Annotated in this window: 11 protein-coding genes and 2 tRNA genes; 2 read left to right on the top strand and 11 right to left on the bottom strand. The window is 61.2% G+C overall.

The genetic code is table 11. The annotated features are described in order from the left end of the window. Positions 1-150: 150 nt before the first annotated feature. The 7 genes from H3H45_RS17285 to H3H45_RS17255 all read right to left on the bottom strand — a co-directional run bounded on the left by H3H45_RS17285 (position 151) and on the right by H3H45_RS17255 (position 9766). Complete coding sequence (locus H3H45_RS17285) at positions 151-1293, bottom strand: hypothetical protein (protein WP_182834931.1); 1143 nt, start codon at positions 1291-1293, stop codon at positions 151-153. A 264-nt stretch (positions 1294-1557) separates the two neighbouring features. Beyond that, positions 1558-2313 carry a hypothetical protein gene (locus tag H3H45_RS17280; RefSeq protein WP_182834930.1) on the bottom strand — a complete coding sequence of 252 codons (756 nt, stop codon included), beginning with the start codon at positions 2311-2313 and terminating at the stop codon, positions 1558-1560. Positions 2314-2820: 507 nt separating this feature from the next. Beyond that, positions 2821-5889 (bottom strand): efflux RND transporter permease subunit, encoded by a 3069-nt coding sequence (locus H3H45_RS17275; RefSeq protein WP_182834929.1) that lies wholly within the window; start codon positions 5887-5889, stop codon positions 2821-2823. Then, positions 5886-6911 (bottom strand): efflux RND transporter periplasmic adaptor subunit, encoded by a 1026-nt coding sequence (locus H3H45_RS17270; RefSeq protein ID WP_182834928.1) that lies wholly within the window; start codon positions 6909-6911, stop codon positions 5886-5888. Before H3H45_RS17270 ends, H3H45_RS17275 begins: the two co-directional genes overlap by 4 nt. Before the next feature lie 129 nt (positions 6912-7040). Further along, positions 7041-7820 carry an ABC transporter permease gene (locus H3H45_RS17265; protein ID WP_173207270.1) on the bottom strand — a complete coding sequence of 260 codons (780 nt, stop codon included), beginning with the start codon at positions 7818-7820 and terminating at the stop codon, positions 7041-7043. Next, entirely contained in the window at positions 7817-8749 is a 933-nt protein-coding gene (locus tag H3H45_RS17260; protein WP_182834927.1) for an ABC transporter ATP-binding protein, read from the bottom strand. The genes H3H45_RS17265 and H3H45_RS17260 overlap by 4 nt, the downstream gene beginning before the upstream one ends. A gap of 342 nt (positions 8750-9091) precedes the next feature. Beyond that, entirely contained in the window at positions 9092-9766 is a 675-nt protein-coding gene (locus H3H45_RS17255; RefSeq protein WP_182834926.1) for a transglutaminase-like domain-containing protein, read from the bottom strand. Between the two features lie 198 nt (positions 9767-9964). On the opposite strand from H3H45_RS17255, the gene H3H45_RS17250 reads away from it, so the two are divergent. After that, entirely contained in the window at positions 9965-10375 is a 411-nt protein-coding gene (locus H3H45_RS17250) for a PA2817 family protein (protein ID WP_182834925.1), read from the top strand. Positions 10376-10504: 129 nt separating this feature from the next. On the opposite strand, the gene H3H45_RS17245 is transcribed toward H3H45_RS17250, so the two are convergent. Both H3H45_RS17245 and H3H45_RS17240 read right to left on the bottom strand, forming a co-directional pair. After that, a tRNA-Gly gene (locus tag H3H45_RS17245) sits at positions 10505-10580 on the bottom strand. A gap of 5 nt (positions 10581-10585) precedes the next feature. Beyond that, a tRNA-Glu gene (locus H3H45_RS17240) sits at positions 10586-10661 on the bottom strand. A gap of 222 nt (positions 10662-10883) precedes the next feature. On the opposite strand from H3H45_RS17240, the gene H3H45_RS17235 reads away from it, so the two are divergent. Beyond that, complete coding sequence (locus H3H45_RS17235) at positions 10884-11651, top strand: hypothetical protein (RefSeq protein ID WP_182834924.1); 768 nt, start codon at positions 10884-10886, stop codon at positions 11649-11651. A 54-nt stretch (positions 11652-11705) separates the two neighbouring features. Here H3H45_RS17235 and H3H45_RS17230 read toward each other — a convergent pair whose 3' ends face one another. Next, a complete protein-coding gene (locus tag H3H45_RS17230) occupies positions 11706-12188 on the bottom strand; it encodes a GAF domain-containing protein (protein ID WP_182834923.1) in 483 nt (160 codons plus the stop codon). Next, on the bottom strand, positions 12185-13075 hold the full coding sequence (locus H3H45_RS17225) for an ATP-binding protein (RefSeq protein WP_182834922.1): 891 nt from the start codon (positions 13073-13075) through the stop codon (positions 12185-12187). Before H3H45_RS17225 ends, H3H45_RS17230 begins: the two co-directional genes overlap by 4 nt. Positions 13076-13117: the final 42 nt, after the last annotated feature.

Below are 13117 nucleotides of genomic sequence, written 5' to 3'. Positions count from 1 at the left end.
CGTGCGCGCAGCGCACTGCTATCGGCCGGAACCTATATTCTCTTGGCTTGCACGAAGGACCCAAAGCGGTCGCGCACGACAGGCAGAGGCGGCCAGAAGCGGACGTCTTGAGATCCGCAGGACATACCTCAGTACCTTAGCTCTTCGGCTTTAGGCAGAACCGCTGTCCGGTAGCTCGAGAATCGGCTCAATCTCCCACTCGGCCCCTTCCAATACAAACAGAGTCGCCAGAGTACGGGCTTGAAGAGCCTCAAGACGCTCCTGAGGCAGGCGTCCCTTCACCAGAACATCGACGCTGAACATATTTTCATTGAAGCGCACGGTAAGCCCATCCACGACTGCGTTGTACTCGCCGGAACCATCACCTTCAGTAGGCGGTGGTGCGCCATCGTCGATTCGATAGAGCTTGGCTAGCTCGGTAAAGTTCGGGGCATCATCGAACTTCCAATCGTGCGAAATACCGCTACGGGGGTTGTCATGAGACCAAAGGGCTCGTCGCAGATCCCACAGGCGGTTCAGTTTCCGATCAGTACGGTGCATTGACCATTGCTGCCAGTCGAGCGAGGTAAGCCTGGTCCAGCGTCCCGAGCTGACATTCAGCGACCAGCTATCGATATTTTCAATCATCGAGCGGTTTGCACCAAGCCAACGGGTGCCGCCGGTGACCACAACAGAATGACCATCCTCGGAAAGCTCAGCGGTATGGCCATGAAGCCAACCCGGAGACTGGCCATCAGCGGCCACGCGCTCGATACACCAAGTGTCTAACGACAGACGATAAACTGGCGTGACGCCGGCAATGCGTTCGGCGGGATAACCAAGGCAGCCAATGATGAGAAGTGAGCCTTCGACAAGTGTGGCGGAGTGAAAGTCGGTGGCCGCGAATTGATCCTTTGAGTAGCCGTTTATATGAATGGTGCCATCTGGATCGATGACGACCACATCGTTGTAGATATAAAAATCCGGATCATAGTGGTCTTCGTGCTCGCCTCCGACATACACAACACGCCCGTCAGGCAGGGTGGTCTGCGACATCCCGAAACGATCAAAGCACCACATCGGCCCGGCTTCATACGATGAAGGCCCTTTAAATCTTTCATTGCCGATATATGCCGAAAGCTGAGTGCGCACGAGCCAATGCCACGTAGGATTGTCCTGCGACTCTGGGCCGGACTGCACCTCGCGCGGGGAGCGCCAGGCAAGAAACTCCTCCCTCGTTATTGTTGCCGGAGGTTGTGTTTCAGCCTCGTATTTCGCCCTCTGGGCGAGCCTGTACTCTTCCTTGTCAGACATGTGCACTGCTCTCGTCCTAGCCGGGCGTAATCATACCCTTACGCCACGCTGCCGAATGGTTTGACCAAGCTGTGCGTCGATCGGTTGAATCCACAGCCATAAGCGGTCACTCGTCAATACAGCTTCTGACCCAGCGCTGCCTGTCGAAAAGCTGGCGGACAAGGAAGCGTTGTCCACCCTACAGAGTTGCCGAGATCGCGTAGAGTGGAAAACCACGTAGCGTTTTCCACTGTGCCGATATCCAGGCTACTTGCTAAGCGGGCACTAACGTCCCCTCGATGGGCCATGCCCGTTCGCAACTTCATACTGGGCCAAGAATTCGTATAGAGCCTCAACGAGAGACTTGTTCCCGAATGCCTTGGCCACCACGCAGGCAACCATGACGCCCCTGTAAATATAGATCTCCGTGTCTTGCTCGAAAGTCTCGATGTGCGGAGTCTCAGGCACTCCTTCAACGTGGAAGTGCGGTGGATTGCCACCGTACATTTCCATGATGTTCTCCGACGCCGCATGGACATATCCTGAGTATGCTGTGCTCAGGCTCTCTGCCACGTCGAGGGCCTGCGAGACGTTCACCCCTTGGCCAATGGCATTCATGGTGTGGGCACGGATTTTCTTCCGCGGAAGCAGATTCGGCTTGGAGATTTGCAGAGCCCCCTCCGGTCGAGAGAAGACCGCATCTGCATAGAACGCTTCTAGATATTGCGTGTGCCGCTCCGACCAAGCGCCGTTCGTTTCTGCGCAGGCCAAGAAGAAGATGTCTTCCTGAATTTCATCAAGCGTTCGGAAGATAACGCCAACTTCCTGAACGTACCCCGCACTGAGAAGAACTGAGACAGCGTTTAGCCCGCTGATATAGCGAGCCAGTTTTTGTACAAGCGCCTCGCGAATGCCTTTGTTAGCGTAGCGGAAGACAAACGAATCTTTGTGCGGAACCCGCTCTGGTGGGGCGATAGACGATTCCACCCATCGTAGAGTGTTCGTCATTACTATGACGGCTTCGGTCTGGAGATGCGGCATTTCGACGTGCCTACGCCTGAATTTAGCCGAGCCGCGAAGCGGCTTCGGCTTGAAATGAGTTGTTAGGCCCCCTGCGGGTGATGCTCAAGGGCCCAATGATTAATTGCCTCTGTAGCGCGCAGCCTCGCGCCAGCTTGCGATAGCCTGAGATTGGCTCCTGCCTTTTACTTCGATGCGCTGACCTTCGTAGTCGCCAACCACGATCCAGACGCTCTTGGACTTTTGGTACACGGATATCTCATACGGGCGATCCCATACCGTAACGGTGTAATCCACTGGGCATTCCTCCAGTATCGGTAAAGGAGCCTAAATATAAGCAAGCAGTTTGGAAATCTTCACGGTGGAAAACGCTTCGCGGTTTCCACCCTACGCGATCCCGGGAACTCTGTAGGGTGGACAACGTTTACTTGTCCACCAGCTTTTTCGACAGGCAGCGCTGGGGCGGAAGCTGTTTTGTCGCATGACTACTTCTGGCCCGCAGCTGCCAACCACCCTCCTACAAACACCCTAAGCCAACCCCACTTCACCCTGCCCCACCTCCAGCGGCTTCCAGCGCCGCAGCAGGCTGTACAGCGTCGGCACCACAAACAGGGTGAAGAAGGTGCCGACCAGCAGGCCGCCGACGATGACCATGCCGATCTGCTGGCGACTCTCGGCGCCTGCACCGGTGGCGATGGCCAGCGGCAGCGAGCCGAGCACCATGGCACCGGTGGTCATCAGGATCGGCCGCAGGCGCTGCACCGCCGCTTCCATCACCGCCTCGTGCAGCGCCCTGCCCTCGCGCAGCAGGTGGTTGGCGAACTCGACGATGAGGATGCCGTGCTTGGTGATCAGGCCGATCAGGGTCACCAGACCGACCTGCGAGTAGATGTTCAACGTGCCGCCGAACAGCTTGAGCGCCAGCAAGGCGCCGGCCATCGACAGCGGCACGCTGAGCAGGATGATCAGCGGGTCGAGGAAGCTCTCGAACTGCGCGGCCAGCACCAGGTAGATGAAGATCAGCGCCAGCACGAAGATCAGCGCCACGCCACTGCTGGAGTCTTTGAAGTCACGCGAGGTGCCGGTGTAGTCGAACTGGGTTTCGGGCGGGAAGATCGCCCGTGCCTTCTCTTCCAGATGATCAAGTGCCTCGCCGAGGGTGTAGCCGGAGCCGACGTTGGCGGTGACCGTCACCGCGCGCAGCTGGTTGAAGTGGTTGAGCTCGCGCGGGGCCACGGTTTCACGCACTTCGATCAGGTTGGACAGCTGCACCATGTTGTCATTGCGCCCGCGCACGTAGACGCGGTTGAGGTCTTCCGGGTTGCTGCGGTCGACATCCTGCAGCTGCACCAGCACGTCGTACTGCTCGCCGTTCTGCTTGAAGCGGGTCACCTGGCGGCTGCCGAACAGGCTTTCCATGCTTCTGCCGATGGTGGCCACGTCGGTGCCGACCGCCACCGCCTGCTCGCGGTTGACCGTAACCCGCAGCTGGGGGGTGTTGAGCTTGAGGTCGGTATCCAGGCTCTCCAGCCCCGGATAACCGCGCACCTCGGCCAGCAACTGGTCGACGTACTGCTGCAGCTCGGCGTACTCCAGCGAGGAGCGGATCACGAAGTTGACCGGCTGGTTGCGCGCGCTCTGCCCCAGCGGCGGACGGTTGATCGGGAAGGCGCGCACGCCGGGGATGTCCTGCAGCTTGGGCAGCAGTTCGTCACGGATCTCGAACTGGCTGCGCTCGCGTTTGTCCCAGTCCTCCAGCTTCATGAACGACAGGCCCTGGGCCACCGTGGGGAAGCCGACGATGACCATGTAGCGGTTGGTTTCCGGTACCGCGTCGTAGGCGGCTTCCAGCTGCTTGGCGTAGCGGCTGGTGTAGCCCACCGTGGCGCCGTCCGGGCCGTTGATCGAGCCGACGATGGTGCCGGTGTCTTCGGTCGGTGCCAGCTCGCTGCGCAGGCTGCCGAACAGCCAGGCGCACAGCAGCAGAATGCCCAGCAGCAGCGCCACCACCAGCCACCAGGCGCGCAGCACGCGCTCCAGGCCGTGGCGATAGCTGTAGGTGAGGTTGTTCAGGAAGCCTTCGATCAGGTTGTAGACGCGGTTGTGCTTTTGCTGCGGCTGATGGGCCTTGAGCAGGTGGCCGCACATCATCGGTGACAGGGTCAGGGCGACGAAGCCGGACACCAGCACGGCGCCGGCCAGGGTCCAGGCAAACTCGGTGAAGAGTTTTCCCGAGGTGCCCTGCATGAAGCCGATCGGCGCATACACCGCGGCCAGGGTCAGGGTCATGGCGATCACCGCGAAGGCGATCTCGCGGCTGCCGACGAAGGCCGCCTGCATCGGCTTCATGCCCTGCTCGATATGCCGGTGGATGTTCTCCAGCACCACGATGGCGTCATCCACCACCAGACCGATGGCCAGGACCATGGCCAGCAGGGTCAGGGTATTGATGGTGAAGCCCATCAGCGCCATAAGCGCACAGGCACCGATCAGCGACACGGGGATGGTCACCAGCGGAATCAGGGTGGCGCGCAGCGAACGGAGGAACAGGAAGATGATCAGGATGACCAGCAGCACCGCTTCCCAGATGGTGGTGTAGACGTTGCTGATCGACTCGCGGATGAACAGCGAGTTGTCGTTGGCCACCGCCATTTCCATGCCTTCGGGCAGCAGCTTGCGCACCTCGGGCATGGCCTCGCTGAGGCCATCGGAAATCTCCAGCGGGTTGGCCGTGGCCTGCTTGACCAGGCCCATGGACACCGCCGGGCGGCCGTTGAAACGCACCACCGTGCGCTCGTCGGCGGCGCCGATTTCGGCATGGCCGACATCGGACAGGCGCAGCAGATAGCCACGTGAGTCGTCGAGGATGATCTTGTTGAAGTCGTCCGGGGTCTTCAGGTCGGTTTCCGAGAGCACGGAAAACTCGCGTTGCACCGACTCGATGCGCCCGGCCGGAATCTCCACGTTCTGCCGGCGCAGGGCGTCTTCCACGTCCTGCACGGTGAGGTCGTGGGCGGCCAGTTTCTCCGGGTCGAGCCAGATGCGCATGGCGAAGGTGCGCGCGCCGCGAATCTGCACCTCGGAGACGCCGGGAATGCTCTGCAGGCGGTCCTGCACCACCCGTTCCAGCACATCGGTGATCTCCATGGCGGAGAAGCGCTCGCTGTAGAACGCCAGCCAGATCACCGGCTGGGCGTCGGCCTCGACCTTCTGTACCAGCGGCTCGTCAATCTCGTCCGGCAGCAGGCTGCGCACCCGGCCGAGGCGGTCACGCACGTCGTTGGCGGCCTCGTCGGAGTTGCTGCCGAGGCGGAACTGCGCGGTGATCTGGGTGTTTTCCGAGCGGCTGATGGAGCTGACGAAATCCAGGCCCTCGATGCCGGACAGCACGTCCTCGATCGGCTGGGCCACCTGGGATTCCATGATCTCCGGGCTGGCGCCGGGATAGATGACGTTGACCGTGACGATCGGCACATCGATGTTCGGGTACTCGCGCACGGCCAGGCGCTGGTAAGCCATCAGGCCGAGCAGGACGATGATCAGCGACAGCACGGTGGCGAACACCGGCCGGCGGATGCAGATATCCGAGAGGGTCATACGCCCTCCCCGCGCTTGACCGTGCGTACCTCGCGGCCCGGCGCGACCTTCTGCCAGCCGGCGCTGATCAGCGTTTCGTCACCCTGCAGGCCTTCGACCACCTCGGCCTTGCCGCGCAGGCGCTGACCGATGCGGATCTGCCGGCGCTCGACCTTGCCGTCTACCACCAGGTTGACGAACAGCAGCTGGCCCATGGGCATCACCGCTTCCTCGGGAATCAGCAGGGCCTGCGGGCGCTCGGCGAGGATCACCGAGACCTTGACGAACTGGCCGGGCTTGAGGCGCTGGTCGCGGTTGTCGACCTGGGCGCGGATGGCCTGGCTGCGGCCCACTTCATCCAGGCGCGGGTTGAGGGCGATGATCGTACCCTTGAAGCGCTCGCCAGGGTAGGCATCCAGGCTCAGCTCGATGGCCTGGCCGAGACGCACCTGGCTGACCGCCTTCTGCGGGATGCGGAAATCCACCTTGAGCGGGTCGAGCACTTCCAGGTTGACCAGGTCCTGGCCGGCGCTCAGGTAGTCGCCGACGCTGACCTGGCGCAGGCCGAGCACGCCGTCGTAGGGTGCGCGGATCTGCGTCTTGTCCAGGCGCGCCTGGGCCAGGGCCAGGCTGGCGCGGGCGGCTTGCTGCTGGGATTGCGCCTCGTCCTGGGCCTGGGCATTGCTGGCGCCGCGTTTGAACAGCAGCTGGGTGCGCTCGAAGCTCTTTTCCGCCAGATCCAGGTTGGCCCGGGCCTGGGCCAGTTCGGCGCGGGCAATCGCATCATCCAGGCTGACCAACAGCTCGCCGGCCTTGACCGCCTCGCCCTCGCGAAAATGCACGGCCGCCAGGCGCCCACCCAGCTCGGGGCGGATCACGGTCGACTCGTCGGAGCGCAGCGAACCGAAGGTGATCAGCTCATCGCGCACCAGCGTCCGCTCGGGTTGCACCACTTCCACCAGCGGCGCCTGCTCGGCCAGGGCGGGGAGCGGACTGCAGGCAAAAAGACAGGTGAGCAGCAAGGCGTGGCGGCGGGAAGACATCGATCGACCTCTTTGTTGTCCAAGCGGTCGAGTCTAACGGCGGTTGCGCCAGCTGCCGACCGCCGAAAGTGTTACCTCATGTACTAGGGGCTGTTCCCGTTTCGTTCACGGCCGCGACGGAAACAGCCCCTACTGCCGCATGCCCCGCCCGCTCTGCAGCAAGCGAATGCAGACGATGTAGAGCACGCTGCTGGCCAGCAGCATCATGCCGATGGCGACGCCGATATTGATGTCGGAGACGCCGAGGATGCCGTAACGGAAGGCGTTGACCATATGCAGGATGGGGTTGGCCAGAGACACCGTCTGCCAGAACTCCGGCAGCAGGCTGATCGAGTAGAACACCCCGCCCAGGTAGGTCAGCGGCGTCAGCACGAAGGTCGGGATGATCGAGATATCGTCGAAGTTGCGCGCATACACCGCGTTGATGAAACCGCCGAGGGCGAAGGTGATCGCGGTGAGGATGATCACCAGCACGGTCACACCCAGGTGGTGCACCTGCAGGTCGGTGAAGAACAGCGACAACAGCGTGACGATAAAGGCCACCGCCAGGCCGCGCAGCATGCCGCCGACGACATAGCCGATGAGGATGGTGTGCGGCGACACCGGCGACACCAGCAGCTCCTCGATATTGCGCTGGAACTTGCTGCTGAAGAAGCTCGACACCACGTTGCTGTAGGAGTTGGTGATCACCGACATCATGATCAGCCCCGGCACGATGAACTCCATGTAGCTGTACTGGCCGACATCGCCGACCTGGCTGCCGATCAAACGGCCGAAGATGACGAAGTACAGGGCCATGGTGATCGCCGGCGGCAACAAGGTCTGCGCCCAGATGCGGGTGAAGCGGCGCACCTCGCGCACGACAATGGTCTGCAGGGCGATCAGGTTGGAACGCAGTTCGGGACTCATTTCGCCACCTTGGCCAGGTTCTTCTCCACCAGGGAAACGAACAGTTCCTCCAGGCGATTGCTCTTGTTGCGCAGGCTCAACACCTCGACCTTCTGCGCCGCCAGCTGGCGGAACAGCTCGGTGATGCCGAGGTCTTTTTCCACCTGCACTTCCAGGGTGTGCGGGTCGACCAGGGTCGCCGGGTAGCCCAGCAGTTGCGGCGCCACCAGTTGCGCCTCCTTGAGGTCGAGGAGGAAGGTTTCCACGTGCAGGGTCTTGAGCAGCGCCTTCATGCTGGTGTTCTCGACGATGCTGCCGTGGTCGATGATGCCGATGTGGCGACAGAGCTGCTCGGCCTCCTCCAGGTAGTGGGTGGTGAGGATGATGGTGATGCCCTTCTGGTTCAGCTCGGTGAGGAAGCTCCACATCGAGCGGCGCAACTCGATGTCCACCCCGGCGGTGGGCTCGTCGAGAATCAGCAGGCGCGGCTCGTGGACCAGCGCGCGGGCGATCATCAGACGGCGCTTCATGCCGCCGGAGAGCATGCGCGCGGGCACGTCGTGCTTGTCCCACAGGCCGAGCTGGTTGAGGTACTGCTCGGCGCGCTCCTTGGCCACTTTCAGCGGGATGCCGTAGTAGCCGGCCTGGGTCACGACGATGTCGAAGACCTTCTCGAACTGGCTGAAGTTGAACTCCTGCGGCACCACGCCCAGGCAACGCTTGAGGCCGGAAGGGTCGCGATCGAGGTCGTGACCGAACACCTCGACCGTACCGCCGCTCTTGTTCACCAGGGTGGACAGAATGCCGATGGTGGTGGACTTGCCGGCACCGTTGGGGCCGAGCAAGGCAAAGAAGTCGCCTTCGGCTACTTCCAGATCGATGCCCTTGAGGGCCTGGAAGCCATTGCCGTAGGTCTTGGTCAACTGCCGGATGGACAGAGCGGAACTCATGAGGGCTAGGTACTCACCATAAAGAAGAAACTTAGATAGGGACGCGCCGCAGTCTTTGCAATCTATGCATCAGAACCTGTTTACGATCTTCTGAATTAGAGCCAGACAAGGCGCAACGACCAACGGGAGTAACAGCCGCAGGCTGGCCCGAAGGGTGAGCGCTAGCGAATCAAATGGCCGAGGAAGCGGAGTTTACGAGCTGTAAATGAGCATTCCGAGGGCATTTTTAACGCGGTATGGCCGACAGTCAGGAGATCGTAAGCTGGTTCTCAGGTTAGCGGAGCGTGGATGGCCTGCACCCTACCCAGCCTGGGCACAAGAAAAAAGTCGCGAATGCTGATGTTAACTATCGATAGCCTGCATGGCGGCCACTTCGGCTTGCAGATCGCCGCGTAGAAACGCCGAATCGGCGGCGAACAAATGCGGGTAGCAGTGCTGCAGATGCCCGAAGAACAGGGTCTCCGGCAAGTCGTCAAACTGGCCGTGATCGGCCAGGTACTCCATGTAGCGCTCGCCCTGCTGATTGAATGGGTGGAACACGCTATCCGAGCGTCCATCGAACTCCAGCGGCGCCACCTTGAACACCTTGCACAGGGCCAGGTTGAACGCCGGCGTGGCCTTGACCCAGCGCCCATCGAGGAGCAGTTCGGTATAGCCATGCATGGCAAACACTTCGCTGCGCAGTATCTCCAGCAGGCGCGGGCTGGACAGGTGATTGCGCACATCGGCCAGACCGATGCGTGCCGGGATGCCGCAATGCCGGGCGCAGGCCGCCAGTAGCAGTGCCTTGGGCACGCAATAGGACTCGCCGGCGACCAGCGCATGGCTGGCCTTCAGGGTTTCGGGATCGCGGCTGAAGCTGTAGGGGTTGTAGCGGATCTGGTCACGTACCGCGTAATACAGGCTGACCGCCTGCTCGCGCGGATCAAGGCTCGCGCCGCGCCAGGTTTCGCTGAACTCGACTACCAGCGGATGGTCGCTATCGATGAACTGACCGGCTTGAAGGTAGGACGGCATGGCTCGCTCCCAAGGCTTTGTCCCAGTCTATCGAGGCAGCAGTGCGGCGAAAGCGGCGATCCGGCCAAGCTCACCGGCCTTGTCGCCATGTCGTCCCGACAACCGCTACCTATATAGAAGAGTGCTCACCAGCAAGCCGGGACAGCAGGCGCCTGGCGCCCTATACTGCCGCGCTCGTTTTCAATCAGGATCATTGCCATGGCCTCCACCCACCTCGATCACCACCTCGCCCTGCTCACCCACCTGCGCGGCATCCTGGTTGCCCTGGGTGAAGCCGAATTGGTGGAAGACGATACCCACGGCCTGTTCCTCGAGCGCTATGACGAACTGCTGGTGGAACTGCCGAAAGACCCCGAGAACAGCCTGTACCTGGGCCAGGACCTGATCAGCCAGATCTTCCACCGCTACCCGCAGATCGCCCACCTGGTGCCGCGCGATCTGTTGTGGTTCTTCGGTGGCGACTGCCTGCACTTCATGCCGGACGAGGAAATCGAGCTGTACCAGAACCTCGACGAGCGCCGTTATGAAGCCGAGGCCAATGGCCTGCCCTTCGACTGGACCCAGGAAAAGCAGCTGCTGGCCCTGCCGCCGGAAAGCCCCAAGCACTGATAGCCCAGCCCTCCAGCTAAGGAGCCACAATGAAAAGGCCCGCCGGCCATGCCGTGCGGGCCTTTTTATATGGCACTGAATCGCACGCAAACAAAAACGCCACTCTAATGAGCGGCGTTTTTGTTTATTTGGAGCGGGAAACGAGACTCGAACTCGCGACCCCGACCTTGGCAAGGTCGTGCTCTACCAACTGAGCTATTCCCGCAAATATGGCGTCCCCTAGGGGACTCGAACCCCTGTTACCGCCGTGAAAGGGCGGTGTCCTAGGCCACTAGACGAAGGGGACGTGGCCCGGAGCTTACAACAGCTTTCCGGCTCCTTTCGCTCTGCGTTTCCGCTTCTGCGTTGGGAGTGGCGCGCATTCTAGGGATGCTCTTTGAGGTCGTCAACCCTCAATCAAAACTTTTTTCAAATCAATGAGTTCAGTGTGGAAACTGATATAGCGCTATGAGCATATTGGCTAAGGCACTACACTCGGGAGAAAAACAAGCGTTCGGGAGATTCATCGGTGTCCCCACTCCTTATCACCGCCTTGGTTGTTGGCGTCATCGTGATACTCATCGCCATCGGCTACATCAACCATATGGTGGAGAGCAGCAAGCTGGAGAAGGCCCGACTCAAGGCCGACCTCAATGATCGCGTACGGCGTAGTCGCGATGTGTCCGAGAATATGCCCGGCCAGTTGATGAGTCCGGCACTCAAGCTGCTGCTGTCACGCCTGGAACTGCAGTTCAGCGACCGCCTGCTACCTCTCGATAAACAGAACTCCGCCCTGCGCAACCGCATTGCCGAACTGCGCGACATGGTCGCCAAGGGCGAAGACATACCCGTACGCAATGCACCGCAACCGATCCTGACGGAACTCAAGGCCAAGGAAGTGCGTTTCCTCCTGGAAAACTTCCATAGCCAGATCACCCGCGCGGCACAGGATGGCGCACTGCCGGCCAACGATGCCAAGCGCTGGCTCGGCGAGATCCGCCATATCCTCGTACAGCTACATTACGAATTCTTCACCAACCTCGGCCAGCAATCCTTGCAGCAAGGCCAGCCCGGCCAGGCACGCCTTGCCTATGAGCGCGGCGTGCAATACCTGCGCAAACAACCCGATCCGGCCCGCTACCAGAGCCAGCTGCAACTGCTGGAGCAACAGCTGGCCCGCGCCAACGACATGGTTCTGGAAAAGGCCAAACCCACGCCAGACGAGCACAGCGAATTGACCGATGGCCTACAGTCGCTCGGGGAAGACGACTGGAAGAAGAAGAACATCTACGACTGAGCAGCAGTCCAAGAAAAAGCCCGGCATTGCCGGGCTTTTTTATGTGCGCAAGGTTCAGCAGTCGGTCAGCCTCAGGAAAATCTCCGCCAGACGCTCGACCCCTGCCTGATCCTCAGCACTGAAGCGCCGCAGGTGCGGGCTGTCCAGATCCAGCACACCGATCAGCCGGTCATGCTTGACCAGCGGCACCACCAGTTCGCTATTAGAGGCACTGTCGCAGGCGATATGCCCAGGGAAGGCATGTACATCATTGACGCGCTGGGTCTGCCGGCTGCTGGCCGCCGCTCCGCAAACACCACGGCCAAAGGCGATACGCACACAGGCCACCTTGCCTTGGAACGGCCCCAGCACCAGTTCCTCGTCCCGATTCAGGTAAAAACCCGCCCAATTCAGCCCTTCCAGCTCATGGAACAGAAAAGCGGCGAACTGTGCGCTGTTGGCCACCAAGTCGCGCTCGCCTGCGAGCAAGGCCTCCAACTGCGCAGCCAGCAAGGCATAGCCTGACTGCCCTTGGCCGATTTCGGTCAAATCGATCATTGCGCACTCTCCAGCAACTGCTGGCCGACCCAACTACGGGCAAACTGGTAGGCACAGCGACCATTGCGATTGCCACGCCCCAGAGCCCAGCGAATGGCCAGGATTTCCAGCTCGTGACTCCACTGCCAGTGCAAACCGGCCTGGGCAGCCAGCACCTCGATCCAGTGGCGCACCACGGCAAGAAAATGCTCCTGGGTAAAGGGATAGAAGGACAGCCACAGACCAAAGCGGTCGGACAGCGCGATCTTGTCCTCGACCGCCTCGCTGGGGTGCAGTTCGCCCTCGACGCGCTGCCAGTTATCGTTGTCGCTTTCCTTCTCCGGCACCAGATGGCGGCGGTTGGAGGTGGCGTATAGCAGCACGTTGTCCGGGGCACGTTCCAGCGAGCCATCCAGCACGCTTTTCAATACCCGGTAATCGCCCTCGCCGGCTTCGAACGACAGGTCGTCACAGAACAGTACGAAACGCTGCGGCAGCCCGGCCAGTTGTTCGACCACCCGAGGCAAATCCGCCAGGTAGTCGCGCTCGATCTCGATCAGGCGCAGCCCACCTTTGGCATATTCGGCCAGCAGCGCCCGCACCAGCGACGACTTGCCAGTGCCCCGCGCGCCCCACAGCAGCACATGGTTGGCCGGCAGGCCGCTGACGAACTGGCGGGTATTGCGCGCCAGCTGCTCGCGCTGCACATCGATACCGACCAGATCGGCCAGGCTCAGATCCAGACTGACCTGCAACGGCTGCAGGTAGCCGCCCTGCCCCTCGTGAAACCAGCGCGCGGCAACCGTTACATTCCAGTCCAGTGCCGCACGACGCACCGGCAACAGCGGATCTAGGCGCTCCAGCACCTCCTCGGCACGCTGTAGAAAGCTATTCAAGCGGGAATCCACGACTCACTCCTCAAAAGCACACCTGCCGACAGTCAGGTGTGA

The sequence above is a fragment of the Aquipseudomonas guryensis genome, from assembly GCF_014164785.1.
Classification (GTDB): Bacteria; Pseudomonadota; Gammaproteobacteria; order Pseudomonadales; family Pseudomonadaceae; genus Aquipseudomonas; species Aquipseudomonas guryensis.
This window is presented reverse-complemented; position numbering and strand designations above follow the sequence as displayed.

Coding starts and splice junctions, on each gene's coding strand:
- H3H45_RS17285 (WP_182834931.1), bottom strand. CDS start 1,293: ATGTCTGACAAGGAAGAGTACAGGCTCGCCCAGAGGGCGAAATACGAG.
- H3H45_RS17280 (WP_182834930.1), bottom strand. CDS start 2,313: ATGCCGCATCTCCAGACCGAAGCCGTCATAGTAATGACGAACACTCTA.
- H3H45_RS17275 (WP_182834929.1), bottom strand. CDS start 5,889: ATGACCCTCTCGGATATCTGCATCCGCCGGCCGGTGTTCGCCACCGTG.
- H3H45_RS17270 (WP_182834928.1), bottom strand. CDS start 6,911: ATGTCTTCCCGCCGCCACGCCTTGCTGCTCACCTGTCTTTTTGCCTGC.
- H3H45_RS17265 (WP_173207270.1), bottom strand. CDS start 7,820: ATGAGTCCCGAACTGCGTTCCAACCTGATCGCCCTGCAGACCATTGTC.
- H3H45_RS17260 (WP_182834927.1), bottom strand. CDS start 8,749: ATGAGTTCCGCTCTGTCCATCCGGCAGTTGACCAAGACCTACGGCAAT.
- H3H45_RS17255 (WP_182834926.1), bottom strand. CDS start 9,766: ATGCCGTCCTACCTTCAAGCCGGTCAGTTCATCGATAGCGACCATCCG.
- H3H45_RS17250 (WP_182834925.1), top strand. CDS start 9,965: ATGGCCTCCACCCACCTCGATCACCACCTCGCCCTGCTCACCCACCTG.
- H3H45_RS17230 (WP_182834923.1), bottom strand. CDS start 12,188: ATGATCGATTTGACCGAAATCGGCCAAGGGCAGTCAGGCTATGCCTTG.